At 27.3% G+C, this 25,016-nt stretch carries 23 protein-coding genes and 3 tRNA genes; 21 read left to right on the top strand and 5 right to left on the bottom strand.

Features of this window, described 5'->3' with window-relative positions; translation table 11 throughout:
* Positions 1 to 107: 107 nt before the first annotated feature.
* The 4 genes from ACIJYE_RS03750 to ACIJYE_RS03735 are packed head-to-tail and all read left to right on the top strand — an operon-like array spanning position 108 to position 2,915.
* Positions 108 to 287 carry an FtsB family cell division protein gene (locus ACIJYE_RS03750; protein WP_435089368.1) on the top strand — a complete coding sequence of 60 codons (180 nt, stop codon included), beginning with the start codon at positions 108 to 110 and terminating at the stop codon, positions 285 to 287.
* Entirely contained in the window at positions 277 to 1,197 is a 921-nt protein-coding gene (gene lipA / locus ACIJYE_RS03745) for a lipoyl synthase (RefSeq protein WP_435089367.1), read from the top strand. Before ACIJYE_RS03750 ends, lipA begins: the two co-directional genes overlap by 11 nt.
* Positions 1,197 to 1,649 carry a type II toxin-antitoxin system RatA family toxin gene (locus ACIJYE_RS03740; protein WP_435089365.1) on the top strand — a complete coding sequence of 151 codons (453 nt, stop codon included), beginning with the start codon at positions 1,197 to 1,199 and terminating at the stop codon, positions 1,647 to 1,649. The genes lipA and ACIJYE_RS03740 overlap by 1 nt, the downstream gene beginning before the upstream one ends.
* A gap of 57 nt (positions 1,650 to 1,706) precedes the next feature.
* A complete protein-coding gene (locus tag ACIJYE_RS03735) occupies positions 1,707 to 2,915 on the top strand; it encodes an alginate lyase family protein (RefSeq protein ID WP_435089364.1) in 1,209 nt (402 codons plus the stop codon).
* Here ACIJYE_RS03735 and ACIJYE_RS03730 read toward each other — a convergent pair.
* From ACIJYE_RS03730 to ispF, 3 genes are read right to left on the bottom strand one after another with little or no spacing between them, the layout of a single operon-like run.
* On the bottom strand, positions 2,912 to 3,379 hold the full coding sequence (locus ACIJYE_RS03730; protein ID WP_435089363.1) for a CinA family protein: 468 nt from the start codon (positions 3,377 to 3,379) through the stop codon (positions 2,912 to 2,914). The genes ACIJYE_RS03735 and ACIJYE_RS03730 overlap by 4 nt on opposite strands.
* Complete coding sequence (locus ACIJYE_RS03725) at positions 3,379 to 3,870, bottom strand: phosphatidylglycerophosphatase A family protein (protein WP_435089362.1); 492 nt, start codon at positions 3,868 to 3,870, stop codon at positions 3,379 to 3,381. Before ACIJYE_RS03725 ends, ACIJYE_RS03730 begins: the two co-directional genes overlap by 1 nt.
* Entirely contained in the window at positions 3,867 to 4,967 is a 1,101-nt protein-coding gene (gene ispF / locus ACIJYE_RS03720) for a 2-C-methyl-D-erythritol 2,4-cyclodiphosphate synthase (RefSeq protein ID WP_435089360.1), read from the bottom strand. Before ispF ends, ACIJYE_RS03725 begins: the two co-directional genes overlap by 4 nt.
* Positions 4,968 to 4,991: 24 nt before the next feature.
* Here ispF and ACIJYE_RS03715 point away from each other — a divergent pair, with 24 nt between their 5' ends.
* From ACIJYE_RS03715 to ACIJYE_RS03650, 14 genes are all read left to right on the top strand, one after another.
* Positions 4,992 to 6,773 carry an ATP-binding protein gene (locus tag ACIJYE_RS03715; RefSeq protein WP_435089358.1) on the top strand — a complete coding sequence of 594 codons (1,782 nt, stop codon included), beginning with the start codon at positions 4,992 to 4,994 and terminating at the stop codon, positions 6,771 to 6,773.
* Entirely contained in the window at positions 6,773 to 8,128 is a 1,356-nt protein-coding gene (locus ACIJYE_RS03710) for a sigma-54-dependent transcriptional regulator (RefSeq protein WP_435089356.1), read from the top strand. The genes ACIJYE_RS03715 and ACIJYE_RS03710 overlap by 1 nt, the downstream gene beginning before the upstream one ends.
* Before the next feature lies 1 nt (position 8,129).
* On the top strand, positions 8,130 to 9,521 hold the full coding sequence (gene trkA, locus ACIJYE_RS03705; protein ID WP_435089354.1) for a Trk system potassium transporter TrkA: 1,392 nt from the start codon (positions 8,130 to 8,132) through the stop codon (positions 9,519 to 9,521).
* Between the two features lie 5 nt (positions 9,522 to 9,526).
* Positions 9,527 to 10,933 carry a TrkH family potassium uptake protein gene (locus tag ACIJYE_RS03700; protein WP_435089352.1) on the top strand — a complete coding sequence of 469 codons (1,407 nt, stop codon included), beginning with the start codon at positions 9,527 to 9,529 and terminating at the stop codon, positions 10,931 to 10,933.
* Between the two features lie 34 nt (positions 10,934 to 10,967).
* Positions 10,968 to 11,044, top strand: a tRNA-Arg gene (locus ACIJYE_RS03695).
* A 166-nt stretch (positions 11,045 to 11,210) separates the two neighbouring features.
* Complete coding sequence (locus tag ACIJYE_RS03690; RefSeq protein ID WP_435089350.1) at positions 11,211 to 12,251, top strand: amino acid ABC transporter substrate-binding protein; 1,041 nt, start codon at positions 11,211 to 11,213, stop codon at positions 12,249 to 12,251.
* Between the two features lie 66 nt (positions 12,252 to 12,317).
* Entirely contained in the window at positions 12,318 to 13,463 is a 1,146-nt protein-coding gene (locus tag ACIJYE_RS03685; protein ID WP_435089348.1) for an amino acid ABC transporter permease, read from the top strand.
* A gap of 2 nt (positions 13,464 to 13,465) precedes the next feature.
* Positions 13,466 to 14,737 carry an amino acid ABC transporter permease gene (locus ACIJYE_RS03680; protein WP_435089346.1) on the top strand — a complete coding sequence of 424 codons (1,272 nt, stop codon included), beginning with the start codon at positions 13,466 to 13,468 and terminating at the stop codon, positions 14,735 to 14,737.
* Between the two features lie 5 nt (positions 14,738 to 14,742).
* On the top strand, positions 14,743 to 15,477 hold the full coding sequence (locus ACIJYE_RS03675) for an amino acid ABC transporter ATP-binding protein (RefSeq protein ID WP_435089345.1): 735 nt from the start codon (positions 14,743 to 14,745) through the stop codon (positions 15,475 to 15,477).
* Between the two features lie 196 nt (positions 15,478 to 15,673).
* The gene (locus ACIJYE_RS03670; RefSeq protein WP_435089343.1) at positions 15,674 to 16,045 is read left to right on the top strand and encodes a helix-turn-helix domain-containing protein; all 372 of its coding nucleotides are present in this window, start codon (positions 15,674 to 15,676) and stop codon (positions 16,043 to 16,045) included.
* Positions 16,046 to 16,213: 168 nt separating this feature from the next.
* Complete coding sequence (locus ACIJYE_RS03665; RefSeq protein ID WP_435089341.1) at positions 16,214 to 17,425, top strand: methyltransferase domain-containing protein; 1,212 nt, start codon at positions 16,214 to 16,216, stop codon at positions 17,423 to 17,425.
* Positions 17,426 to 17,431: 6 nt separating this feature from the next.
* On the top strand, positions 17,432 to 18,151 hold the full coding sequence (locus ACIJYE_RS03660; protein WP_435089339.1) for a glycosyltransferase family 2 protein: 720 nt from the start codon (positions 17,432 to 17,434) through the stop codon (positions 18,149 to 18,151).
* On the top strand, positions 18,148 to 18,798 hold the full coding sequence (locus ACIJYE_RS03655; protein ID WP_435091244.1) for a Gfo/Idh/MocA family protein: 651 nt from the start codon (positions 18,148 to 18,150) through the stop codon (positions 18,796 to 18,798). The genes ACIJYE_RS03660 and ACIJYE_RS03655 overlap by 4 nt, the downstream gene beginning before the upstream one ends.
* A gap of 85 nt (positions 18,799 to 18,883) precedes the next feature.
* Positions 18,884 to 19,120 (top strand): hypothetical protein, encoded by a 237-nt coding sequence (locus ACIJYE_RS03650; protein ID WP_435091243.1) that lies wholly within the window; start codon positions 18,884 to 18,886, stop codon positions 19,118 to 19,120.
* A gap of 18 nt (positions 19,121 to 19,138) precedes the next feature.
* Here the strand turns inward: ACIJYE_RS03650 and ACIJYE_RS03645 are convergent.
* Positions 19,139 to 19,214, bottom strand: a tRNA-Asn gene (locus tag ACIJYE_RS03645).
* Positions 19,215 to 19,266: 52 nt separating this feature from the next.
* A tRNA-Cys gene (locus tag ACIJYE_RS03640) sits at positions 19,267 to 19,340 on the bottom strand.
* Positions 19,341 to 19,464: 124 nt separating this feature from the next.
* Between ACIJYE_RS03640 and ACIJYE_RS03635 the strand changes: the two genes are divergently transcribed.
* The 3 genes from ACIJYE_RS03635 to ACIJYE_RS03625 are packed head-to-tail and all read left to right on the top strand — an operon-like array spanning position 19,465 to position 25,015.
* The gene (locus tag ACIJYE_RS03635) at positions 19,465 to 22,092 is read left to right on the top strand and encodes a valine--tRNA ligase (protein ID WP_435091242.1); all 2,628 of its coding nucleotides are present in this window, start codon (positions 19,465 to 19,467) and stop codon (positions 22,090 to 22,092) included.
* On the top strand, positions 22,092 to 23,810 hold the full coding sequence (gene ilvD / locus ACIJYE_RS03630; protein ID WP_435091241.1) for a dihydroxy-acid dehydratase: 1,719 nt from the start codon (positions 22,092 to 22,094) through the stop codon (positions 23,808 to 23,810). The genes ACIJYE_RS03635 and ilvD overlap by 1 nt, the downstream gene beginning before the upstream one ends.
* Complete coding sequence (locus tag ACIJYE_RS03625) at positions 23,810 to 25,015, top strand: sugar phosphate nucleotidyltransferase (protein WP_435091240.1); 1,206 nt, start codon at positions 23,810 to 23,812, stop codon at positions 25,013 to 25,015. Before ilvD ends, ACIJYE_RS03625 begins: the two co-directional genes overlap by 1 nt.
* Position 25,016 lies beyond the last annotated feature (1 nt).

Here is a 25,016-nt window from a genome sequence, read left to right as displayed (position 1 = left end):
AAAAGAAATTATTTTTTATTAGTATCTATTTTTTTGATTTTTTATTTTGCTTTTAATCTTGTATCAGGTGAAAGAGGGCTTTTTTCATTTATTGAAAAAAAAAACTTTTGTCTAACTTGAAAAACGAAGAATTATCCTTAGTTAATAAGATAAATGATTTAGATCATAAAAATACTTTGCTAAGCACCAATTTAGATCTTGATTATGTTGAAACTTTAATAAGAGAAAGATTTTTGTTTGGAAAGGAAGGTGAGACAATTTATATAATTAAAAATGATGAAAACTAGACATCCAGAAAAACAAAACAAACCAATTAATCCGATCAAGAAAAAACCGGATTGGATAAGGTCTAAGCTTGTAAATAGTAAAGAGTTTTTCTTAACAAAAACAATAGTAAATAATAATAATTTAGTAACTGTTTGCCAGGAAGCTAATTGCCCAAACATTACCGAGTGTTGGAGTAAAAGACATGCAACATTTATGATAATGGGAGATACTTGTACTAGAGCATGTGCATTCTGTGATGTTAAAACTGGTTTACCTCGAAAACTAGATCAATTAGAGCCAATTAAAATTGCAGAAGCTGTTAAAAAATTAAATTTAAAACATGTTGTGATAACATCTGTTGATAGAGATGATCTAGATGATGGTGGTTCAGAACATTTCTTTGAAACAATAAATCAAACAAGAAAACAAAATCCAAATACTACAATTGAAGTATTAACACCTGATTTTTTGAGAAAAGGAGATTCTTATAAAAGAGTTTTAGATGCAAACCCAGATGTTTTTAATCATAATATCGAAACTGTACCCAGTCTTTATTTAAAAGTTAGACCTGGCTCAAGATACTTTTCATCTTTAGAACTTTTGAAAAATGCCAAACAAGTTAATAAGAATGTTTTTACCAAATCTGGAATTATGGTTGGACTAGGTGAAAGTAGAGATGAAATTTTGCAAGTTATGGATGACTTGAAAGCTGCGGAAGTAGATTTTTTAACTATTGGTCAATATCTTCAACCATCAACAAAACACCATCCGCTTGAAAGATATTATACTCCAAAAGAATTTGATGATTTAGGAACAATAGCTAAAGCAAAAGGATTTTTACTAGTTTCTTCATCACCATTAACAAGATCTTCGTATCATGCTGATGAAGATTTTGCTCAACTTCAACAAAATAGATTAAACAAACATTAATGCCCAAAGCATCAGTTAAGAGATTAATTGAATGTAAAAAAGATCAACTTGTTGATTTAGTTCTTGATATTGAAAAATATCCAGAGTTTGTCCCTTTTTGTTTGGACTCACATGTTTATGAAAGAAATAAAGAAGGTAATCAAATTTTAATTATTGCTGATCTTACCATTGGTAAAGGACCATTTAAAGATACATACAAAAGTGATGTAAAATTTGACAAAGAAAACAGTACTATAAATGTAACCAATATTGGCGGCCCATTAAATCACTTAGAAAATAATTGGAATTTTAATGAAACAAAAGGGGGCACCGAAATTTCTTTTGATATTGATTTTGAAATCGAGAATAAATTCTTAAATGTTTTGATGTCTAAGTCTTTCGAGTTTGGTTTGAATAAGATAGCAGATGCTTTTCAAAAAAGGGCCGAAGATCTTTACCAGCCAATTGAATAAATTTATGATTTAGATTTAAGAGTATACATTTTTGTAAAAAATCTTTAATTAAAAGAAATGGTTATAAAAAGTTTTAATATTTTATTTATATACATATTATTTATTACATTAACTTCATATTCTATCGCCAATTCTAAACAATTAAGCAAAAGTCCTTTTATACCTGATGACATATTAAACAAATATGATGATTTGCCGAAAGATTATAAATCAAAAATATGTGGTTTTAACAATTATAAGCCTAAAAAAAATATTATTAACAAAGATCTTGCGCCCAAAATACTTGGCTACAATTCAAGAATGGATAACTGGAAGATAGTAGAAGGTGTTTACAGTAGAGATGTTTTTAAAGAATATGCAGATGCAATAACTTATGCCAGTGTTAATGAGAATGATAAAGTTAAAGAATTTTTATTTGATAAACTTTATACTTGGTCAAAGAATAATGCACTATCAGCAACCAAGCAGTGTTACACAAACTCAAAAGATAAACCTATTTTAAAAGATTGTGAGGGAGAATGGAGCGACCCTAACGGTCAAGATATAGCGCCAATAAAAGATGCAACTGTTGCTGTAGAAATTGTTATGGGTCTTAATTATATTTATAACTTAAACTTTACATCTTATAAAACAGACGATCCCAGACATAAAAAGATTAATCAATGGTTTAAATCTTTTTACAAAAGGATAAAACCAGTATCAAAATTTTATATGGGAAATTCTGCTGGATGGTTTTTCCCTAACATTGCTCTCAAACACAATAATAATAAAAATTATAAATCATTAGTTAAAAAGCTTATTAAAGGTGCAGATAAATGGATTTTAAAAGATGGCAGCATTAAAGATAGAACAACACGTGGTAATAGGTCGTTATGGTATCATCATACTGGATTGGGCGAAGCTTTTATGATTTTGGAAATTGCTAATGCAGCAAATGTAAAACTTCCAAAAAATTATGAAAAAAATTTATTAAAAGCTGCTGAATTGTTCCAAGATGGTTTCATGGATAATTCAGTTTTAGAGCCTTGGGCAAAAAAAGCACATAATTCACAAGCAAGTAACGGTGTTCAAAAATTTAATAAAAATTTAGATGGAGTGAGTTTTAATGGCCCTTGGTTTCATATTATCCAATATAGATATCCTGATCACAGAACGTCAAAATTCCTAAAATCTAAAATGACAACTAGAGCTAGATCTTTAAAAAGTGATGAGATTGCAGGAATTGGAATTGGCTGCATCTATAATGCTTTAGCAAATTTTAATTAATAGATTGTTTTAAGAATAGTTTTTATTACCTTTTTTACTGTTAAAGATTGGATTGAGTATCTTTTTTTTGTTTTAAAAAAATTTTCTTCAATAAGTAAGGTTTTATCATTTTTTATTCCAATATAAACCAAACCCACTGGTTTGTTTTTAGAAGAACCACCAGGTCCTGCTATTCCAGTAATAGAAACGTTTATTTTACTTTTTGAAATTTTAGATAAATTCTGGACCATAGATTTACAGCACTCTTTACTTACAGCTCCATATTTTTTAATTATGTTTTTATTTACTTTTAAAATTTTAATTTTAGCTTGATTGGAGTAGGTGGTTAGCCCCATTTGAAAATATTTTGATGAGTTGGCTAATTTAGTTAAATTATGAGCCAATAAACCACCAGTACAAGATTCGGCCACAGATATAGTTAATTTTTTATTAATTAATTTTTTATGGAGAAGCTGAATACTCATTAGAATTTAAGACTTATTAGGTAAATTAATAACATTGAATACAATCCAGCCATTATATCATCCATAATTATCCCAAAGTAATTTTTAAAATTTTTATCAAAATAACTTACTGGAAATGGTTTCAAAATATCAAAAAACCTAAAGAATACGAATGACAAAACATAATATATTTCAATTTGTATATTTAGTTGATTAGTTTGGCTTAAATATAGCAACAATATTAAAGGCATAGCTTGGCCTAAAACTTCATCAATAACTATTTGTCTTGGATCTTTATTCTTAAACTCACTTTCTGCATCTTTAACTGCATAAAAAGAATAGAAAAATAAAAGAGTAAAAAAAATTATTGAAAATTTAAGATCAGTGTATCCAAGGTATTCATATGCAATATAAATAAATACAGTCGTAACTAATGATGTAACAGTTCCTGGTATCTTGGTTAAATAACCATAACCGAAGAAAGTTGATATTAGTACATTTATTTTCTTCATTCTGATATTGAGCAAATAACTTCACAAGCTATTGCTTTTTCCTTTCCAATTAATCCTAATTTTTCAACTGTTTTACCTTTTAAATTAATTAAATCTTTATCTAAATTTAATAGATTTGATAAAGAATTTATTATTTTATTTCTATATTTGGAAACTTTAGGTTGTTCACATATCAAATTGATATCTAAATTATTAATATAGAAATTACTTTTATTTAAAATATCAACAATAGGTTTTAGCATTTTTGGCGATCTAATATTTTTAAATTTATTTTTATTATCTGGAAAAATAGTTCCTATATCTTTTTTTCTCATCGCACCCAATAGTGCATCAATTATTGAATGTAAAATTACATCTCCATCTGAATGACCTTTTAAACCTGAATGAAAGGGGATTTTAACCCCACCTAAATAAAGTTTTTTATCTTTTATCAATCTATGAATATCAAATCCAATACCAAAATATGTTTTTATATTAATGATATCTTCTTTAAAAGTTATCTTATTATTTAGAGTTTCGCCCTTAATAAAATTAATTTTCAAATTATTGTCGATAAATAATGTTGCCTCATCTTGAAGTATGTTTTTTTGATTTATGGACAAATCATAAATGTCTTTAAATTTAAATGCTTGAGGAGTTTGTGTTAAGTAAGAATTTTTTCTATTAAGATTAAACAATTGATTTTTAACTTTATATTTAATTGAGTCTTTAGAAGAAATAACCGGTATCGATGCCTTGTTCTTTTTTAGAGAATTAATTAATTTATTTAAAAGACCAATAGTAAAATTGGGTCTTGCAGCATCATGAATTAAAACATTATTAGGATTAAATTTTTTAATATATTTTAAGGCAATTAAAGAGGAATCTGATCTTTCTTTGCCACCTTTAATAACTACAACATCTTTAGAATATTTTTTTTTGATTTGTTTTTTGTCATTAACAACTAAAATTATTTTCTTAAAAAGTTTTGAAATCGTAGCTTTTTCAAGTGAATGCTCAAAAAGTGCTTTATTTTTATATAAAATGAACTGCTTCGGTTTTGTTGAATTAAATCTTTTGCTTTGTCCGGAGGCAAGTATTATAAAATAATTATTCATCAAAATGGTGATTTATATATTTAAATGTCCAATTTTATTAAAAAAAACATATATTTAATATTATTATTTATTATCACATTATCGATAGGTTTTTTAACATTTTTAACTTTTATCGATAAAGGTTTTATTGAATTATCTGAGAAAAATTTACAATTTTTATTAGTTCTTAACATTATACTTTTATTATCTTTGTTTGTTTTCATTTTTGTTGAAATTAAAAAAGCAATTAAGAGCGATATTGATAAAGACGGTTTAAATTCTAATAAAAAATATATAACATATTTTGCATTATTCACCTTAATTCCTTCAGTATTAATTTCTATCTTTTCGTTATTTTTATTTTCTTTTGCACTTGAGAAATACTTTGACAAAAAAGTAACAACAGTGGTGAATAACTCCTATGAGCTAGCCAGAAATTATGTAGATGAAATTAGAAACAAAATTCAATCAGATATAGTTCTAATAGCTTTTGACATAAACAAGAGTAAAAATTTTTTAAATGATGGTAAAGATGAATATAAGAGATTTTTAGATACACAGAAATTAATTAGAAATGTTGATGAAGTACATATTATAAATACAAACAAAGAATTATTATTTACTACTCTTAATGATAATCAACCCTACATTGCTCCCGTTGATAAAGCCTTAAATTTAGTTTTAGATGATGACAGACCTTTAAAAATTATAGATGCACCCTCAAATATTTCTGCTGCAATAATGCGATTACAAAATTTTAACAATAGATTTATCTACGTAGTTAAATACTTAGATAAAGATATTTCGAGATATCTCACCGAGTCTGAAGAAGCTATTAATTTTTATTATACTGTAGAAGAAAAAAGCACGGGAATAAAATTATCTTTTGCAATAATTTATATTGTTGTTGTAAGTGTTTTGTTATTTGTCTCAATATCTATAGCTATCCGATTTTCTTCAAGATTTTTTAGATCAATTAACAATCTTATTTTTGCATCAACTTCAATTGGACAAGGTAATTTTGATGCAAAGGTTCCTGAGGTAAAAACTGATAAAGATTTAGAAATATTAAATAAAAATTTCAATCTTATGATTGATAGATTAAAAAATCAGCAAGAAAAACTTATAATTAATGAAAGACATGAAGCCTGGGGTAGCTTGGCTAGAAAATTAGCTCATGAAATAAAAAATCCTTTAACACCAATCCAATTAACAATTGATAGATTAAAAAATAAATATGCTGATCAATTAACTGATAGTGACCAATCAAATTTTAGAGATAATCTTAAAATTATAAATAATCAAATAAAACAAATTGAAAAACTAGTTAATGAATTTTCTGATTTTGCAAGAATGCCTAAACCTGTTTTTCATAAAAATAATTTGATTAATTTATTGAATGAAAATATTAAGTTGCTTCAGGAATTAGATAATTCTATAGAAATTGTTTTTTCAAATACTTCTGAAGAAATATCACTTGATAGCGACAAAGAACAAATAAGTAGGGTATTTTTTAATTTAATAAAAAATTCTATTGAAAGTATTCATCAAAAATTAGAAAAAGATAGTAGTGCCAACAAAAAAATTACTATTGAACTTAATGACCATAATAGTCATATAAGTTTTATCATTGTTGACTCTGGAATAGGATTTAAAAATCTAAAAGGTACAGTTAAAGATATTTTGAACCCATATTTTACAACAAAAAAGCATGGTACTGGTTTAGGATTGTCTATAGTTAATAAAATAATTAATGATCATAATGGAAACATTAAGTTTATTCCAATAAGTGATGGGGCCAAAATAGAAGTTAAATTTTTAAAATAATGAGTGCTGAGATTTTAATTGTTGATGATAATGCTGATATTAGAAATATTATAAATGAACTAATTATCGACGCAGGTTATAAAACAAGATTAGCTGCAAATTACAATCAAGCACTTACCGAAATTGATAAAAAACTACCTGATGTAGCTATTTTAGATGTAAAATTAGACAAAGGAGATAATGATGGAATTGAATTACTTTCTCATATTAAAACAAAGAATAAAGACATACCAGTGATTATTATTTCTGGCCATGCTAATATTGAGATGGCTGTTAAATCATTACAGCATGGAGCATTTGAGTTTATTGAGAAGCCATTTGATCAAGAAAGATTACTTAATTTTGTAAGTCGAGCTGTAGAAAATTTTAATCTTAAAAAAGAAAATAAAGAATATGAAAGTAAGTTATTTTCATCGTATGATCTCATTGGTAATAGTAAAAATATTTTAAATATAGTTGATCAAATTAAAAAAATTTCATTAACTGAAAGTAGAGTTCTTGTAAATGGTCCATCTGGCTCTGGAAAAGAATTAGTTGCAAGAAAAATTCATAAAAATTCTAACAGATATCAAAAACCATTCATTGTTTTAAATGGGGCATTACTTGATTCAAATAAATATGAATTGGAATTATTTGGTGAAGAAAAAGAAAATGGCTCAATTTCATATGGAGCACTTGAGAAAGCTAATAAAGGAACATTATTAATTGATCAAATTTCAGAAATTCCACTTGATATTCAGTCAAAAATTTTAAGAGTGCTAACAGATCAAAAATTTAAAAGAGTTAACGGCAATAGTGATATTGTTGTAGATGTTAGATTAATATGTTCTGCAAGCAAAGATTTAAAGAATGAAATTGAAATTGGAAATTTTAGAGAGGATTTGTTTCACAGAATAAATGTATTTGAGATAAATATTGAACCATTAAGTCAAAGAATTTCTGATATTCCACTTTTAATAAAATATTTTTCAAAAAAAATATCTGAAAATTATAATATTAATCAATTAGAAATTGATGAAAATGATTCAAATATCCTGAATCATAACTGGAAAGGTAATGTAAGAGAATTAAGAAATTTAATTGAGAGAATTGCTATTTTACAACCCGAAAATAAAGAAAAAATATCTAATATTATTAAAGAATCTCTAAAAAGTACTAATTTTAATGATCATGGTGTAGAAAATAGCCTTTCTGTGCCATTAAAAGAAGCTAGAGAAAAGTTTGAAAAGGAGTATTTAACTATTCAGCTAAAAAAATTTAATGGAAATATTTCAAAAACAGCTAACTTTGTTGGTATGGAAAGAAGTGCGCTACATAGAAAACTTAAAGGTTTAGGAATAAAAGAATTTAATTAAAATGAATATAATTATCTGTGGTGCTGGTAGAGTAGGTTTTACTATAGCTAAACAATTAAGTGAACAAGGTCATTCCATTACTGTCATTGATCAATCAAGTGACGATATACAAAAGATTGATGAAGTTTTAGATGTTAAAGCCATTGTTGGTAAAGCAACATATCCATCTATTTTAGAAAAAGCTAATGCTTCAGAAACTGATATGATAATAGCTGTAACCAGAAATGATGAAATCAATATGGTTATATGTCAAATTGCTTTTTCAATATTTAAAATACCCAAAAAAATAGCAAGAATTAGATCTCAAGATTATTTAAATCCAAAATTTACAAGAGTTTACAATAAAGAAGATTTACCTATTGATGTAATTATTTCTCCTGAATTAGAAATAGCTAGATCAATTCAAAGAAAATTAGAAGCACCCGGGGCATTAGATAGTGTGCCATTTGCTGACAATAAAATTAGATTATTAGAAATTTTGATTAATGAGAATTGTAATTTAATCAATATAAAACTCAATGAACTAACAAAAAAACACCCTAATTTAGAAGCAAATATTATTGGAGTCATAAGAGGTGATAAATTTTTAATTCCAAAAAAAAACGATGATGTTCAAAAAGGTGATAAAATCTATGTAATTATAAATTCATCACAAATGGCAGAAACCTTAGAAGCTTTTGGTCATAATGAAAAAATATCTAAGAAGATTTTAATTGTTGGTGGTGGAAATATTGGTTTTAATTTAGCTAAAAACCTTGAAGAAACACTGGACGAAACTAGAGTTAAGATTGTTGAAAAAAATAAAGAAAGAGCTGAATATTTAGCCAATGAACTTAATGATACAATTATTATAAATGGTGATGGACTTGATGAAGAAGTTTTAGTTGAGGCAAACTTAGAAGAAGCTGAAACTGTGTTAGCGCTTACTAACGATGATGAAGATAATTTAATGGTAAGTGTATTAGTTGAAAAATTTGCTAAAGATGAAAAAGAAATTGAAGACAAAAGAACAATGGCTTTAATAAACAAACCTAATTATTCGTTATTGCAAAATTCACTCAAGATTGATGATCTGATCGATCCTAGAATGAATACAGTATCAAGTATACTTAAACACATTCATAAAGGAACTATAGAAAATGCTTATACGATTTTAAATGGTGAATATGAGGTAATAGAAGCAGAAATAATTGAAACTTCAGAATTAATTAACAAAGAACTTAAGAAATCAAATTTGCCTGAGGAAATAAGAATAGGTGCCATTTTAAGAGAAGATAAAGTAATTATACCAAGATCAAACTTTATATTTCAAAAAGATGATAGGGTGGTTTTTTTAGCAAAAAAAGACTCAATTTCAGTAGTGGAAAATATATTTAGAATCAGCTCAATATAATAATAATGTCTCTATTTAGAGTAAAATATTTAAGTTTTTTTTTTGTATTAATTTCTGTCTTTTCTTTTTTTAATATAATTTATTCATATTATTTTAATTTATATCTAAATCTTAATACATATTACTTTAGTTTATTTTCTTCATTTATCATTGCTATTTTGTTTTATAAAATTAAATCGGGTCATGAAAAACCTTCAATTTTTGAAAAGATTCTTACAGTCCTTTTAGGATATTTTATGTTGCCACTAATTTTATCTATGCCATTTTACTTTAGTATTTATAATTTAACTTTTTTGAATGCGTTTTTTGAGTCTGTATCAGGCTTTACTTCCACAGGCTTCACTATTTTTGAAAATATAAAGCATATAGATCAAGGGTTAATTTTGTGGAGATCTTCAATTCAATGGATAGGTGGTTTGTATTTTTTATTTTCAATTATTTTTTTAATTGATATTTATGATGAAAGTTTGAAAAAATCTCTAACTAATTTTTTATCTTTCAATACATCTGAAGTTTTAAAACAAACTTTAAAGATTTTTTTACTTTATTCAGGAATAACAATTTCAATTTTTATAACTTTAAATATATTTGGGGTAAGATCTTTTAATTCACTTAATTTAGCAATGACTATAATTTCCTCAGGTGGTTTTTTACCTGTGAATGAGCTTTCATCAGTATTAATAAATGAAACTCAAATAGTTATTTTTTCAATTTCAATGCTTTTTTCCTTTTTTAGTATATTTTTTGTTTATAATTTAATTTTTTTAGAGAAAAAAAACATAAATTTTTTTTATGAAGACATTCATTTATTTTTATATTTTATAATAATAGTTACAGTTTTTTTTATTTTTTTTAGTTTTGATAATAATTTTACTTATAATTTTTTATCAATAGTGAGTAGCATTTCAAATATTGGAATTTCATTAGAAACTAATCAACCCAATTTGATTTTTATATATTTAATTTTGGTTATAATTGGAGGCTCTTTTTTTTCTACTAGCTCAGGTTTAAGATTTTTAAAAATTTATTCATTAACTAAATATTCTTTAAATCAAATCCTTTCATTTAGTAAACCAAAGAATATTTTTATGAATAAATTAATATTTTCTAAAATAAATTTTGACTTTAAAGAAATAAATAAATATTTTTTAACAATTTTAATATTTATTATTTCATTATTTTTATTAACTTCACTTTTGAGCCTGAATAATATCAATTTTGAAAATTCTTTTAAAATTGCAATTTTAACACTTATGAATACTGTAAATTCTTACGCCTATGGTATAAATGAATTTGATTTTCAAAATTTGCCTTTTATAGCAAAATATTTTCTCATTTTTTTTATGATTATTGGTAGGATTGAGCTTATATCATTGTTTTTAATAGCTAAAAAATTTCTTTTTAAATATTAATTAAGCATTATACATGTACCTGTAATTATTTATTGCGCCCTTAGCTCAGCTGGATAGAGCATCGGTTTTCTAAACCGAGGGTCGCACGTTCGAGTCGTGCAGGGCGCACCATTTACCAGATATATTCACTTTACATTTAAGCACACAACATATAGTTAAATAAACTCTAAATTAATCAATTTACTTTGATCAACTTTAGATAATGATAAAAGATAAAACTAATTCAATTTTTTTTGAATTATTTGTTAACAAATAAAAATAACTAAAAGGAAGAATAATGTTTAAATACGTAAAACAATTAACTTCTTTAGTAGCAATGGTTGCTGTGTTGTTTACTTTTACAACAGAAACTTTCGCTGCTAAAAAATCTAAGACACTTAAAAATACTCAGAAGAAGGGTTTTGTAAGATGTGGAGTATCTCAAGGTCTACCAGGATTTTCTAATGCTGACGCTGCAGGAAATTGGACTGGTGTTGACGTTGATGTATGTAGAGCGGTAGCTGCTGCAGTACTAGGTGATGCAAACAAAGTTAAGTTTACACCATTGAGTGCTAAAGAAAGATTTACAGCTTTAACTTCTGGTGAGATTGATATCTTATCAAGAAACACAACTTGGACTCTTTCTAGAGATGCTGACATTGGCCTAACTTTCGTTGGAGTAAACTTCTACGATGGTCAAGGTTTCATGGTTAGAAAAAACTCTGGAATTACTTCAACAAGCCAATTCAAAGATGGAATCTCAGCTTGTACTAACATTGGTACAACAACTGAGTTAAACATGAGAGACTTCTTTAACTCTAAAGGAATTTCTTACACTCCAGTTGCTTTTGAAAAAGCTGATGAAGTTGTAGCTGCTTATGATGCTGGTAGATGTGATACTTACACTACTGACAAATCAGGTCTTGCTGCACAAAGAACTAAAATGTCAAATCCTGATGATCACATCGTATTACCTGAAACTATCTCAAAAGAGCCATTAGGCCCTGTTGTTAGACAAGGTGATGCAGTATGGGAAGATATCGTAAGATGGTCTTTAAATACTATGATCGAAGCTGAGGAGTACGGTGTTACTTCTGCAAATGCTGACATGATGAAAACTTCAGAAAACCCACAAATCAAAAGATTAGTTGGTGCTGAAGGTGAAATGGGTGCTGCATTCGGTTTAGATAACGAGTGGAACTTGAGAATTATCAAACAAGTTGGAAATTATGGTGAAAGTTATAAGAGAAATATAGCTGACACTGGTATCTTACCAGACAGAGGTCCAAATGAATTATGGACTAAAGGTGGTATTTTATACGTTCCACCATCAAGATAATTAAAAGTAATAAATTGATAAAAAGGGCTAGATTTATCTAGCCCTTTTTTTATAGTATCAGTCTAAATGAAATTTAAAAAAATCTTACCTCAATTTTTAACTCTATCATTCATAGTTTTAATCTTTGGTTTCTTTACAATGAATGCCCAAGAGAACATGGATACCCGAGGTATCGAATTTGGTTTTGGTTTTTTATCTAAAGAAGCTTCATTTGATATTCAATTTTCGTTAATTGATTATGATGGCTCCATGTCATATGGACGTGCTTATCTAGTTGGACTTTTAAATACATTGTTAGTTTCATTCATTGGTATTATTTTAAGTACGCTATTAGGTGCCGTGATAGGTGTTGCTAGATTATCACCTAACTACCTAATTAATAAAACAGCCAGTTTTTATGTTGAATTTTTTAGAAATATTCCTTTGTTATTACAGATCTTTTTTTGGTATTTTGCAGCATTAAGAGCTTTACCAATGCCAGAAGATGCAACCTTGATATTTGGATCTTCTTTTATGACTATCAAAGGACTATACACACCTGCTCCAATTTGGAACAATTTTGATATTTTTATGATTGCCTTGATTGTTGCAATGTTTGTTATTTACTTTTTTAATAAATTTGCAAAAAGAAGACAAGAAGAAGAAGGAAAACAGTATCCTAAATTTTTAATTTCACTCGGAATTTTTGTTATACTGCCTGCATTAACTTTTATAATAGGGGGTGTTGATCTTTCTTGGAGTTTTCCAGAATTGAAACAACTAGCCCAAACTTCTTTCACGTATGAAGGTGGCATGGGAATACCACCTGAACTTATAGCGCTAACATTAGCGTTAACTCTTTATACAGCAACTTTTATTGCTGAAAACGTAAGAGCTGGTATTCAGGGTATAGGTAAAGGTCAAAAAGAGGCTGCTGCATCAATTGGTTTAACACCTGGTCAAGTTTTGAAATTAGTAATTTTACCTCAGGCTTTAAGAATTATTATTCCACCCACTACAAACCAATATTTAAACTTAACAAAAAATTCATCTTTAGCTGCAGCTATTGCTTACCCAGATTTAGTATTAGTTTTTGCTGGCACAGCTATGATGCAAACAGGTAGAGCTATTGAAATTGTAGGAATTACAATGGCTACTTATTTAACAATCAGTTTAGTAATTTCACTATTTATGAACTGGTATAATAAAAGAATTGCGATACAGGAAAAATAATAATGAGTAATATAAATTTTTTAAAACCCAATAGAGAAAATTTAAATTTATTTTTAATTTTTGGTTCTTTATTTTTTGTACTAGGTTTAATTGATTTTTGTCTAAACAATTTTTATAAGACTAATATCACTGGATTTTTACCTGGTTTTGTGAGTTTTTTTACTCCTCTAATTTTTGGAATGATTGGATTACATTTAATAAGAATAGATTTTTCTGGAATTAAAATCCTGGACGAGCTTAACAAAAATATTAATACTAGTAATTTTAACGCAGCTTTAAGTATAAGTATAATCATATTAATAATTTTTAGTGTTGCACCATTACTTAATTGGTTTGTTCTAGATGCAACATTTGTTGGTGAGAATAAAGAAGCTTGTACAGGAGGTGGTGCATGTTGGGTTTATATTAAAACTTGGTTTAATAGATTTATGTATGGAATGTATCCTAATGCTGAACAATGGAGAGTTAATGCAACATTTATTATTGTTTTAGGGTTAATGGGAGCTGGATATTTATTTCCATCAAAATTTAAAAAATATTTAACATTTTATTATGTAATTTTTTTACCAATAATATCTTTTCTTTTAATTTACTATTTAATTTCAGGTGGTGAATTTGGTCTAGAATGGGTAGAAACTGGTGCTTGGGGAGGACTTTCTTTAACATTCATTGTTTCATTCTTTTCTCTTATTTTTTGTTTTCCAATAGGCATGATGTTGGCCCTTGGTAGAAGATCTGATTTATCAGTAGTTAAATACTCTTCGCTTTCATTTATTGAATTTTGGAGAGGTGTACCTCTAATTACAGTATTATTTATGTCTGCAGTTATGTTTCCAATGTTTTTACCAGATGGAACATATGTTGATAAATTAATTAGAGTTATTGTTGCTATAACTTTATTTGAAGCTGCTTATACAGCTGAGGTTATTAGAGGTGGTTTACAAGCTCTACCAAGAGGCCAATATGATGCAGCTAAATCTTTGGGTATGGGTTATTGGAGACTTCACCTGCTCGTTATTTTACCACAAGCTCTTAAATTAGTAATACCAGGAATTGCTAATACTTTTTTAGCTTTGGTAAAAGATACTCCATTAATCTTTGTAGTAGGTTTGTTGGAGTTAGTTGGAATGTTAAATTTAGCAAAAACAAATCCTAAATGGCTTGGTTTTTCAATGGAAGGTTATGTCTTTGCTGGAATTATATTCTGGATTATTTGCTACAGTATGAGTAAATATAGTCAAAAATTAGAATTAAAATTTAAAACAGATAGATAAAAATTATGTCAGATTCAATTATTCAAATTCAAAAAGTAAATAAATGGTATGGAGATTTTCAAGTACTTAAGGATATTAATCTTGAAGTTAAAGCAAAAGAAAAAATAGTTGTTTGTGGACCATCTGGATCTGGTAAGTCAACATTGATTAGATGTATAAATAGATTAGAAGAACATCAGGAAGGTAATATAATTGTTGATGGTACTGAAATTTCAGAAGATACTAAAAATATCGAACAAGTAAGAGCAGAAGTTGGTATGGTGTTCCAACAATTTAACTTATTCCCACATTTATCTATCTTAGATAACTGCACTTTAGCACCCATCTGGGTTAAAAAAATGCCTAAAAAAGCAGCTGAAGAATTAGCGCTTAAACATTTAGAAAGAGTTCAAATTTTAGATCAAGCTCAAAAATTCCCAGGCCAACTATCAGGAGGTCAACAGCAAAGAGTAGCAATTGCACGAGCTTTATGTATGGAACCTAAAATAATGTTGTTTGATGAACCAACATCAGCATTAGATCCAGAAATGATTAAAGAAGTTCTTGATGTAATGGTAGATTTAGCAAAACAAGGAATGACAATGATAGTTGTTACTCATGAAATGGGGTTTGCTAAAGAAGTTGCAGATTGTATGATTTTTATGGATGAAGGGAAGATAGTAGAAAAAGCTGATACAAAGGAATTTTTTGCTAACCCTAAGAGTGACAGAACCAAGTTATTTTTAAGCCAAATTTTATAAATTTATAATTGTTGTTTTAAAATCAAGAACTTAAGTCAAGTAAATATAAGCTTATTTATAATCTTTTTTTTCATCTAATGCTTGACACGTATTTAGTTATTAAACTTTTGATGGCAAAATAAATAAATTTATCTGTTGCACGAACCTAAATAAATTTGTTCAATAGCCTTTTAAAATTTAATTAAGAGGGGTCTTAATGGAAGATAATTTCAATAAACACTTAGGCAATAAACTTAAACTAAGAAGATTAGCTTTAGGATTGACACAAACTAAAGTAGCGAAAGCTATAAATGTCACATTTCAACAGATTCAAAAATATGAAAAAGGAACTAATGGAGTTAGCTCAATTAGATTACTTCAATTATCAAATTATTTAAAAGTTCCAATAAATTATTTCTTTGAAGATTTTTCAGAGTATTTAATTAATCTTGAAAAATCACAAGAGAGTCATATGAATATTAATTATAATTTTTTAATAAAGTTATACTCAGAACTTAGTGATGATCAAAAATTAAAATTTAATAAATCACTACAAATTTCAGGAACAGTCGTTTCTAAAGCTGTATAATTTTAATTAGATTAAAGACCCCCCAGATATAAAATGATATTGAATCTAGATTTGATTTTAAACAATTAACTTCATATACTTTCTTTAAACAGCAACACAGCTGTCTCAAGCTTAATACACATTGTTTATTTGTTAGTTATTTTAATCAATAAAAAGTAAACTTTAAAAATGTATAAAAAAAATATACTTATTAAAAAAAGATGTATTTGCGGAGGTAACCTTAAAGAAAAAATTGATTTTGGAAAATTACCGTTAATAAATGATTTTAAAAAAATTAAAACAATTAAATACCCGACCATAATATCTCAATGTCTAAAATGTTTTTTGGTACAACTTAAATATGCAGTAAAAGATAGTTTAATCTTTCCTAAAAATTATTCTTATTTGAGTGCAGATTCACATGAGAAGATAAAAGATTATAAAGATCTTATTGCAAAAATTTCATCAAGATTTTTGCGATATAAACCTATGATTGTTGATATTGGAGGTAATGATGGATCATTGATGCAAATTGCTAAAAATAAAAATTTTTTAGAATTGAATATTGAACCTACAAATGTAGCAAATATTTCAAAAGAAAGAGGTATAAAAACTCTTAAAAAGAAATTTAATTCTAGAACAGCAAATGATTTAAAAAAAAACAAATTATTATTTGATTTTGTTATTTCTACTAATTTTTTTGCACATACTAATAATCTAAATGAAATTATTGAGGGTGTTAAAAAAATTATAAAAAATGATGGAATACTAATTATTGAAGCTCAATATATTTATAAAGTTCTAAAAGCTAATGGTTTTGATTCATTTCATCAAGATCACAAATATTACTATTCAATAAACTCTATGTCTAGAATATTAAAAATTTTTGATCTTCATGTATTTGATGTAGAATTCTTAAAACACCAACCTGAAATTATAAGAATATTTGCGTCTAAAAAAATTAAAAAAAAAACTATTAGATATAATAAGATATTAAAAATAGAAAATGATAAAGAAATTGTAAAAAAAATAAAAAAACTTAATACATTTAGAGTTAAATATATTGTTAAAATTAAAAATCTAATTAAAAAATTAAATCATCAAAAAAAAAATATTTATGGTATTAGCGCTTCACCAAGAGGTTGTGTTTTGTTAAATTCTGGAAATTTTAATAAAAAAAATATTAAAATGATTGGTGAAATGTCAAAATCATTTAAATTGAAGAAATTAATTCCAGGAACCAATATTCAAATAAAAGATGAAAATTCAATTCTAATTGACCAACCTGATTTTGTTGTAATTTTAGCCTGGCATTTAAAACACAGATTAATGAAATCTCTAAGAAAAAGAGGTTACAAAGGAAAATTTATTATACCATTACCAAAAATAAAAATCTTATAATTTTTAATGAAAACAGAAAGTCTTGATATTTTAATACCAGTTTATAATGAAGATAAAGTCATTGTAAAAACTATTCAACAAATATTAGAAAATACAAAATGTGATTATTTGATTTCAATTTGTTACGATTATGATCAAGATCCTACATTAACTATTATTAATGAAAATTTTCCTAATAATAATAAAATTAATTTTGTCAAAAATTTTTCAAGAGGCTTTAATAATGCATTAAAAACGGGAATTAATAAAACATATGGTAATGCAGTAATGTTTTATATGGCCGATGATCATGAGAATTATATGCTTATTGACCAATGTTATGAAAGATTTATCGAGGGGTATGATTTAGTTTGTCCTAGTAGATTTATAAAAGGTGGTAAAATGGAAGGCAATCCATTTGTAAAGGAATTTTTAACTAGATTTGCATCTTTTTTTTTTCAATATTTCTCAACTCTTCCAATAAAAGACTCAACTAACGCTTTTAGACTTTTTTCTCGCAAAGTTCTTAACAGTATTGGAAATTTTGAGTCTATAAAAGGTTTTACTTTAAGTTTTGAAATTACTTCTAAAGCACACAGATTGGGTTGTACGATGATTGAACTTCCTTCAGTATGGCGCGATAGAGAGGTAGGATATAGTAAATTTAAACTTTTATCTTTTTTACCACCTTATATTAGATGGTTGATCTATATTACCAAAACATCATTATTTCATATAATCAAATGAAAGATAAAATAAATCTAGGAATTGTTGGTAAAAATTTTGGCTACAAAGTTATCTATAATGCAATTAAAGATGATAAGTCTTTTAATGTTTTAGGATTTGCTTTTAAAAAAAAAATTAAACTCAAAGAATTGCCAGAAGGAATTAAAATATATCAAAATTGGAAGAAATTAATTTTAGATAAAAAAATTGATAGTATTGTCATTTCCTCACCACCTAAGACACACTTAAAAATTATTAATTTTGCAATTAAAAATAATAAAAATATTTTTTGTGAAAAACCAGTCACCACTTCACTAAATGATATTCTAAAGATATCAAAATTAGCTAAAAATAAAAAAATCGTTTTTATGGTTAATTACGAATTTCTCAATATTGATGCATTCAAAATTTTTAAAAAGGAATATTTAAAAGATATCAAAGTTAAAAAAGTCAATATTGACTGGCTTTTAAATGTATCGCAATCGAAACGATCTAGTTGGAAAAATACACATTTAAATGGGGGTGGTAATTTTTTCAATTATATTTGTCATGTATTATTTTATCTTGAAAAGTTATTTGGAAAATTAACAATTTATAAATCTAAAATTTTAGAGTCAAAAGGAGAATTAAATTATGATTTTGTTTTTTTTATAAAAAAAAAAAATTAAAGTTTTATTTAATTTTAAAATATCAAATAATCAAAAATCCAAACCATTTCATAGATTAAAGATTTTTTCTAATAAAGGTAACTACATGTTAAAGACTAATATCACAAATCTCTATGATCAATTTTATCTTAAAAAGGACAATAAAATTTTATTTAAGCCTGATGAAATTACACATGATTTTAGAATAAAGCCCACATATGACAATCTAAAAAAATTTAAAAGCAATGTTTTTAAAAAAAGATCAACATCTCCAAATCTTCAAGATGCAAAGAGAATTCATTTGTTAGTAAAAAACCTAAATCTTTTATCTAATAATCAGTGATATATTTGGATATTTTTCTGGCTCCTCGGGCAGGACTCGAACCTGCGACCAATTGATTAACAGTCAACTGCTCTACCAACTGAGCTACCGAGGAATATTAAAAATCTCAACTTACTTTTTTTTAAAAACTAAAACAAGATTTTTTTTGGAGGCAACGCCCGGAATCGAACCGGGATACAAGGATTTGCAATCCTCTGCGTAACCATTCCGCCACGTTGCCATCTTGTTTTGACTAATAGCTTCAGATATCTTTTTATATTAAATATCTCTCATTAGTCTATTAAATAACGATCTAAATTGATTATTGTTAATTTAGATTAATTAATTATAAACTTTATACATTCATGAGTAACGATAAATATATACATTCTGATGTTGAGGATAAGATTTACTCTTATTGGGAAAAAAATGGTCTTTTTAAACCAAAAGAAAATTTAAAAAAATTCTCAATAGTAATTCCACCACCAAATGTAACTGGTAGTCTTCATATGGGGCATGCATTAAATAATTCTATTCAAGATTTATTAGTTCGTTATCACAGAATGAATAATTATGAAACTTTATGGCAACCGGGTACAGATCACGCAGGTATTGCTACTCAAGCTTTAGTTGAAAGAAAACTTACTGTTGAAAAAATTGATAAAAATGAAATTGGTAGAGATAAATTTATTGAAAAAGTTTGGGAATGGAAAGAGCAATATGGTGATATCATTATCAACCAATTAAAAAAACTTGGATGTTCTTGTGACTGGTCGCGAAATGCTTTTACAATGGATGAAAACCTTTCAAAATCAGTAATAAAAGTATTCGTTGATCTTTATAATAAAGATTTAATCTACAAAGATAAAAAACTAGTAAATTGGGACACTGTCTTAAAAACTGCAATTTCTGATCTTGAAGTTGATCAAAGAGAAGTAAATTCAAAAATTTATTATATTCAATACCCTATTGAGGGAACTGATGAGTTTATAACAATTGCAACAACAAGACCTGAAACAATGTTAGGTGACACTGCAATTGCAGTTAATCCAAAAGATGATCGTTTTAAATCTTTTGTTGGTAAAAAAGTTACAATACCAATTGTTGGAAGAAAAATTAATATTATAGAAGATGATTATGCGGATCCTGAACAAGGAACTGGTGCTTTAAAAATTACACCCGCACATGATTTTAATGACTATGATGTTGGACAAAGAAACAATCTTGAAATTATTAATATATTTACTGAAGCCGGTAAAATTAACGAAAATGCGCCTAAAGAATATATTGGACTAGACAGATTTGAAGCAAGAAAGAAAATTTTAAAAGAACTAAAGGAAAAAGATTTTTTTGTTAAAGAAGAAAACATAAAAAATAAGGTTCCATATGGTGACAGATCTAATTCTATAATTGAACCTTTCTTAACAGAACAATGGTTTGCTGATGCAGAAAAACTATCTGTTAAAGCAAAAGAAGTTGTTAATTCAAAAAAGACTAATTTCTTTCCTGAAAATTGGTCTAAAACTTATTTTCAATGGATGAACAATATAGAACCTTGGTGTATTTCAAGACAACTTTGGTGGGGCCATCAAATACCCGCTTGGTACGGTCCTGATGAAAAAATATTTGTTGCCGAAGATGAAGATGGTGCAAAATTATTAGCAAAAAAACATTATAAAAAAGATGTTGACATAATTCGTGATCCTGATGTCCTGGACACATGGTTCTCATCTGGTCTTTGGCCATTTGCAACATTGGGTTGGCCAGATAATAAAGAATATGTTGAAAAATTTTATCCGACTTCAGTTTTAGTAACTGGTTTTGATATTATTTTTTTTTGGGTTGCTAGAATGATTATGTTTGGAACAGAATTTTTAAACAAAGAACCTTTTAAAGATGTTTATGTTCATGCATTAGTTAGAGACGAGAAGGGTCAAAAAATGTCAAAATCTAAAGGTAACGTTATTGATCCTTTAGATTTAATTGAAAAATATAGTGCAGACGCATTAAGATTTACTCTTCTTTCAATGGCATCTCCCGGTACTGATGTAAAACTTTCTGAAGACAGAGTTAAGGGATATAGAAATTTTTTAAATAAACTTTGGAATGCTAATAATTTTTTAATCACAAATGATTGTGATTTCTCTGATATTGATAAAGTTCCAAATTTATCAGTTAATATTAATAAATGGATTTATACAGAATTAATTGTAGCAAAATCTAAAATTGAGAAAAATTTATTAGACTATAGATTTGATGAAGCAGCAAAAAATGCTTATCAATTCGCATGGCACTCTTATTGTGACTGGTACTTAGAACTATCTAAAACAATACTATTTTCAGATAACGATGAAGCTAAATCTGAAGTTAAAAAAGTTTCAAGTTATATATTTAAACAAATCTTAATTTTGTTACATCCATTTATTCCATTTGTTACGGAAGAGATCTGGCTAAAAAATAAATTTGATAATTCAAACAAAGATTTTTTAATGCTTGCTAATTGGCCTAATGGTAAAATCAATAAAGACTCTAATACACGGCAAGTTGAAAATATTATTAGTATAATATCTGAAATTAGATCCTTTAAAAACGAGCTCAATATAGGTCCTGGTTCATTTATAGATATATCTATCAATAATATTAATGATATCCAAAAAAAATTTATTAATGATAATGAAATTATCCTTAAAAAATTAGGAAGAATAAATAATATTCATAATGATGACTTAGATAAGCCAGCAGCAACTATGGTTGTTTCAGGTGATTTATTTAAGATTTATTTTGATAAAGATGTTGATTTGAAACTTATTAAAGAAAATTTAACTAGCAAACAAAATAGAATTCAGGAAGAAATGAACAAGATATCACAAAGATTAGAAAACAAAAGTTTTGTAGATAGAGCACCAAAAGAGATTGTTGAACAGGAAAAAACTAATTATAATAATTTAAAGAACGACATTGATAAAATATTAGTAACTATAAAGGGTATATAATGGCAAAATTTAATAAAAAGAAACTTCCAAGCAGACATACATCGTTAGGAGCTGATAGAGCTCCTCACAGATCTTTTTATTATGCAATGGGTGAGACAGAGAAAGATGTAGCAAAACCTTTTGTAGGTGTTGTTTCAACTTGGAATGAAGCTGCTCCTTGTAATATTGCACTTATGAGACAAGCTCAATCAGTTAAAAAAGGTGTTAGAGCGAATGGCGGTACACCAAGGGAATTTTGCACAATTACAGTTACCGATGGAATTGCAATGGGTCATGAAGGGATGAAAGCTTCTTTAATATCTAGAGAGGTAATAGCAGACTCAGCTGAACTTACAGTTAGAGGACATTGTTATGATGCATTAGTTGGGATTGCTGGATGTGATAAATCTTTACCAGCATTAATGATGTCGATGGTTAGATTAAATGTACCAAGTGTATTTATTTACGGAGGATCAATTCTTCCAGGAAGATATAAAGGAAAAGATGTAACAGTTGTTGATGTATTTGAAGCTGTAGGAAAACATTCCTCAGGTAAAATGTCAGCAGCTGAACTTAGAAAATTAGAGCTAGTCGCATGTCCTAGTGCTGGTGCTTGTGGTGGTCAATTTACAGCAAATACGATGGCATGCGTATCAGAGGCTATTGGTTTAGCACTTCCATATTCTGCAGGAACACCTGCTCCTTATGAGGAAAGAGATAAGTATGCAAAAGAAAGCGGAAAAACAGTAATGAGTCTTTTAGCAAAAAAAATTAAACCTAGAGATATTGTTACAAAAAAAGCTTTAGAAAATGCTGCTACTATAGTTGCCGCAACAGGCGGATCTACTAATGCTGCATTACATTTACCTGCAATTGCTAATGAAGCTGGAATAAAATTTGATTTAATGGATGTTGCAAAAATTTTTAAAAAAACTCCTTATCTTGCTGATTTAAAACCTGGTGGAAAATATGTAGCAAAAGATATGTGGTTAGCAGGTGGTGTACCAATGTTGTTAAAGACACTTTATGACGGAGGTTTTATTCATGGTGATTGTATGACTGTTACTGGAAAAACAATGAAGGATAATTTAAGAAATATTAAATTTAATCCTAAACAAAAAGTTTTAAGAAAATATGATAATCCATTATCTCCAGATGGTGGAGTTGTTGGTTTAAGAGGAAATTTAGCTCCTGATGGGGGCATTGTTAAAATTGCAGGGCTTAAGAAATTACAATTTACTGGCAAAGCAAGATGCTTTGATAATGAAGAGGCAGCTATGGATGCTGTACAAAAACGTAAATATAAAGAAGGAGATGTAATTATAATCCGATACGAAGGTCCTGTAGGAGGTCCTGGTATGAGAGAGATGTTATCTACTACAGGAGCAATTTATGGTCAGGGAATGGGTGAGAAAGTTGCTCTTATAACAGACGGAAGATTCTCTGGAGCTACAAGAGGCTTTTGTGTGGGTCATGTAGGCCCTGAGGCAGCCCTAGGAGGTCCTATAGCTTTATTACGTAATGGAGATGTTATTGATATAGATGCAAAAAAGGGCACTATCAATGTAAGACTTTCTAAAAAAGAATTAGCTTCAAGAAAAAGCAAATGGAAACCACGAAAATCAGATTTTGGTTCAGGTACACTTTGGAAATACGCACAAACAGTAGGACCTGCTTATCTAGGTGCACCAACACATCCTGGTAAAAAAAAAGAAGTTAAGGATTATTCAGAAATTTAATGAAAATTTGTCCAGTCATTTTATGTGGTGGTGCTGGAACAAGACTTTGGCCTAATTCCAAAAATCACCAAGCAAAACAGTTTATTGATTTTGGAAATTGGACTTTATTAGGCAAAACTTTAGAAAGAACTAAAGCTTCGATTTATGATTCACCAATTATAAGTACTAATAAAAAATATCTAAAACAAGTTAAACAACATCTTAAAAAGAATAAGATAAAAAAATACAAAATTGTTTTAGAACCTACAAAAAGAAATACAGCACCAGCTATTTTAAGCACAGCTCTAATTAAAGATATTCCTCACGATCAACCGTTAATGTTTTTTACAGCTGATCATTTGATTGAAAAGATGAGTATATTTAATAAAGCAATTAAAAAAAATAAATCAAATTTAACTGATCAGAATATCTTTATTTTTGGAATAAAACCAACATCACCATCAAGTGAATATGGATATTTTGTAACTAAAAAAATCAAAGGAAATATTAATAAAGTAACTAAATTTATAGAAAAACCAAAAGAAGCAAAAGCTAAACAGGTTATAAAGCAAAAAGGTTATTGGAATTCAGGGATGTTTTTCCTTAGAAAAGATTCAATAATAAATAACTTTAAAATACACCAGCCAATTATTTATAAAAATTGCGTTAATTCTGTTAAAAAAGCAAAACTTAAAGATAATACTTATTATTTAAATAAAGCGTCATTCATTAAAGCAACTGCTAAATCTTTTGATTATGCAATCTTAGAAAAAACTAAAGAAATTAATGCTGTTAAATTAAATATTCCATGGTCAGATCTTGGAAGCTGGAAAGAAATTTTAAAAATGTACGAAAAAAATAAGAATAAATATATTAAAAAAAAGAATATTTTTTTTCGTCCATGGGGCAGGTATACAAATTTATTTGAAGGAAAAAATTTTTTAATTAAAGAATTATTCGTAAAACCTAAAGGTATTTTAAGTTTACAGAAGCATTATCATAGAGCTGAACATTGGCTAGTTACTCAAGGTCATCCCAAAATAAAATTGAACAAAGATAGTTTTGTAAAAAAACTAAATGATCACATCTTTATTCCACTAGAGGCAATTCATAGAATTCAAAATCCTGGAAAAAAACCAGTCAAAATATTCGAAGCTCAAGTTGGATCAATTCTTAAAGAGACAGATATAGTTAGATTTGAAGATGTTTATGGCAGGGTTAAATAAA

The organism is Candidatus Pelagibacter bacterium nBUS_30 (assembly GCF_051201245.1).
Classification (GTDB): domain Bacteria; phylum Pseudomonadota; class Alphaproteobacteria; order Pelagibacterales; family Pelagibacteraceae; genus Pelagibacter.
This window is presented reverse-complemented; position numbering and strand designations above follow the sequence as displayed.

What these genes read in the sequence shown, in the direction of transcription:
- lipA (WP_435089367.1), top strand. Translation starts at nt 277, where the DNA reads ATGAAAACTAGACATCCAGAAAAACAAAACAAACCAATTAATCCGATC.
- ACIJYE_RS03740 (WP_435089365.1), top strand. Translation starts at nt 1,197, where the DNA reads ATGCCCAAAGCATCAGTTAAGAGATTAATTGAATGTAAAAAAGATCAA.
- ACIJYE_RS03735 (WP_435089364.1), top strand. Translation starts at nt 1,707, where the DNA reads ATGGTTATAAAAAGTTTTAATATTTTATTTATATACATATTATTTATT.
- ACIJYE_RS03730 (WP_435089363.1), bottom strand. Translation starts at nt 3,379, where the DNA reads ATGAGTATTCAGCTTCTCCATAAAAAATTAATTAATAAAAAATTAACT.
- ACIJYE_RS03725 (WP_435089362.1), bottom strand. Translation starts at nt 3,870, where the DNA reads ATGAAGAAAATAAATGTACTAATATCAACTTTCTTCGGTTATGGTTAT.
- ispF (WP_435089360.1), bottom strand. Translation starts at nt 4,967, where the DNA reads ATGAATAATTATTTTATAATACTTGCCTCCGGACAAAGCAAAAGATTT.
- ACIJYE_RS03715 (WP_435089358.1), top strand. Translation starts at nt 4,992, where the DNA reads ATGTCCAATTTTATTAAAAAAAACATATATTTAATATTATTATTTATT.
- ACIJYE_RS03710 (WP_435089356.1), top strand. Translation starts at nt 6,773, where the DNA reads ATGAGTGCTGAGATTTTAATTGTTGATGATAATGCTGATATTAGAAAT.
- trkA (WP_435089354.1), top strand. Translation starts at nt 8,130, where the DNA reads ATGAATATAATTATCTGTGGTGCTGGTAGAGTAGGTTTTACTATAGCT.
- ACIJYE_RS03700 (WP_435089352.1), top strand. Translation starts at nt 9,527, where the DNA reads ATGTCTCTATTTAGAGTAAAATATTTAAGTTTTTTTTTTGTATTAATT.
- ACIJYE_RS03690 (WP_435089350.1), top strand. Translation starts at nt 11,211, where the DNA reads ATGTTTAAATACGTAAAACAATTAACTTCTTTAGTAGCAATGGTTGCT.
- ACIJYE_RS03685 (WP_435089348.1), top strand. Translation starts at nt 12,318, where the DNA reads ATGAAATTTAAAAAAATCTTACCTCAATTTTTAACTCTATCATTCATA.
- ACIJYE_RS03680 (WP_435089346.1), top strand. Translation starts at nt 13,466, where the DNA reads ATGAGTAATATAAATTTTTTAAAACCCAATAGAGAAAATTTAAATTTA.
- ACIJYE_RS03675 (WP_435089345.1), top strand. Translation starts at nt 14,743, where the DNA reads ATGTCAGATTCAATTATTCAAATTCAAAAAGTAAATAAATGGTATGGA.
- ACIJYE_RS03670 (WP_435089343.1), top strand. Translation starts at nt 15,674, where the DNA reads ATGGAAGATAATTTCAATAAACACTTAGGCAATAAACTTAAACTAAGA.
- ACIJYE_RS03665 (WP_435089341.1), top strand. Translation starts at nt 16,214, where the DNA reads ATGTATAAAAAAAATATACTTATTAAAAAAAGATGTATTTGCGGAGGT.
- ACIJYE_RS03660 (WP_435089339.1), top strand. Translation starts at nt 17,432, where the DNA reads ATGAAAACAGAAAGTCTTGATATTTTAATACCAGTTTATAATGAAGAT.
- ACIJYE_RS03655 (WP_435091244.1), top strand. Translation starts at nt 18,148, where the DNA reads ATGAAAGATAAAATAAATCTAGGAATTGTTGGTAAAAATTTTGGCTAC.
- ACIJYE_RS03650 (WP_435091243.1), top strand. Translation starts at nt 18,884, where the DNA reads ATGTTAAAGACTAATATCACAAATCTCTATGATCAATTTTATCTTAAA.
- ACIJYE_RS03635 (WP_435091242.1), top strand. Translation starts at nt 19,465, where the DNA reads ATGAGTAACGATAAATATATACATTCTGATGTTGAGGATAAGATTTAC.
- ilvD (WP_435091241.1), top strand. Translation starts at nt 22,092, where the DNA reads ATGGCAAAATTTAATAAAAAGAAACTTCCAAGCAGACATACATCGTTA.
- ACIJYE_RS03625 (WP_435091240.1), top strand. Translation starts at nt 23,810, where the DNA reads ATGAAAATTTGTCCAGTCATTTTATGTGGTGGTGCTGGAACAAGACTT.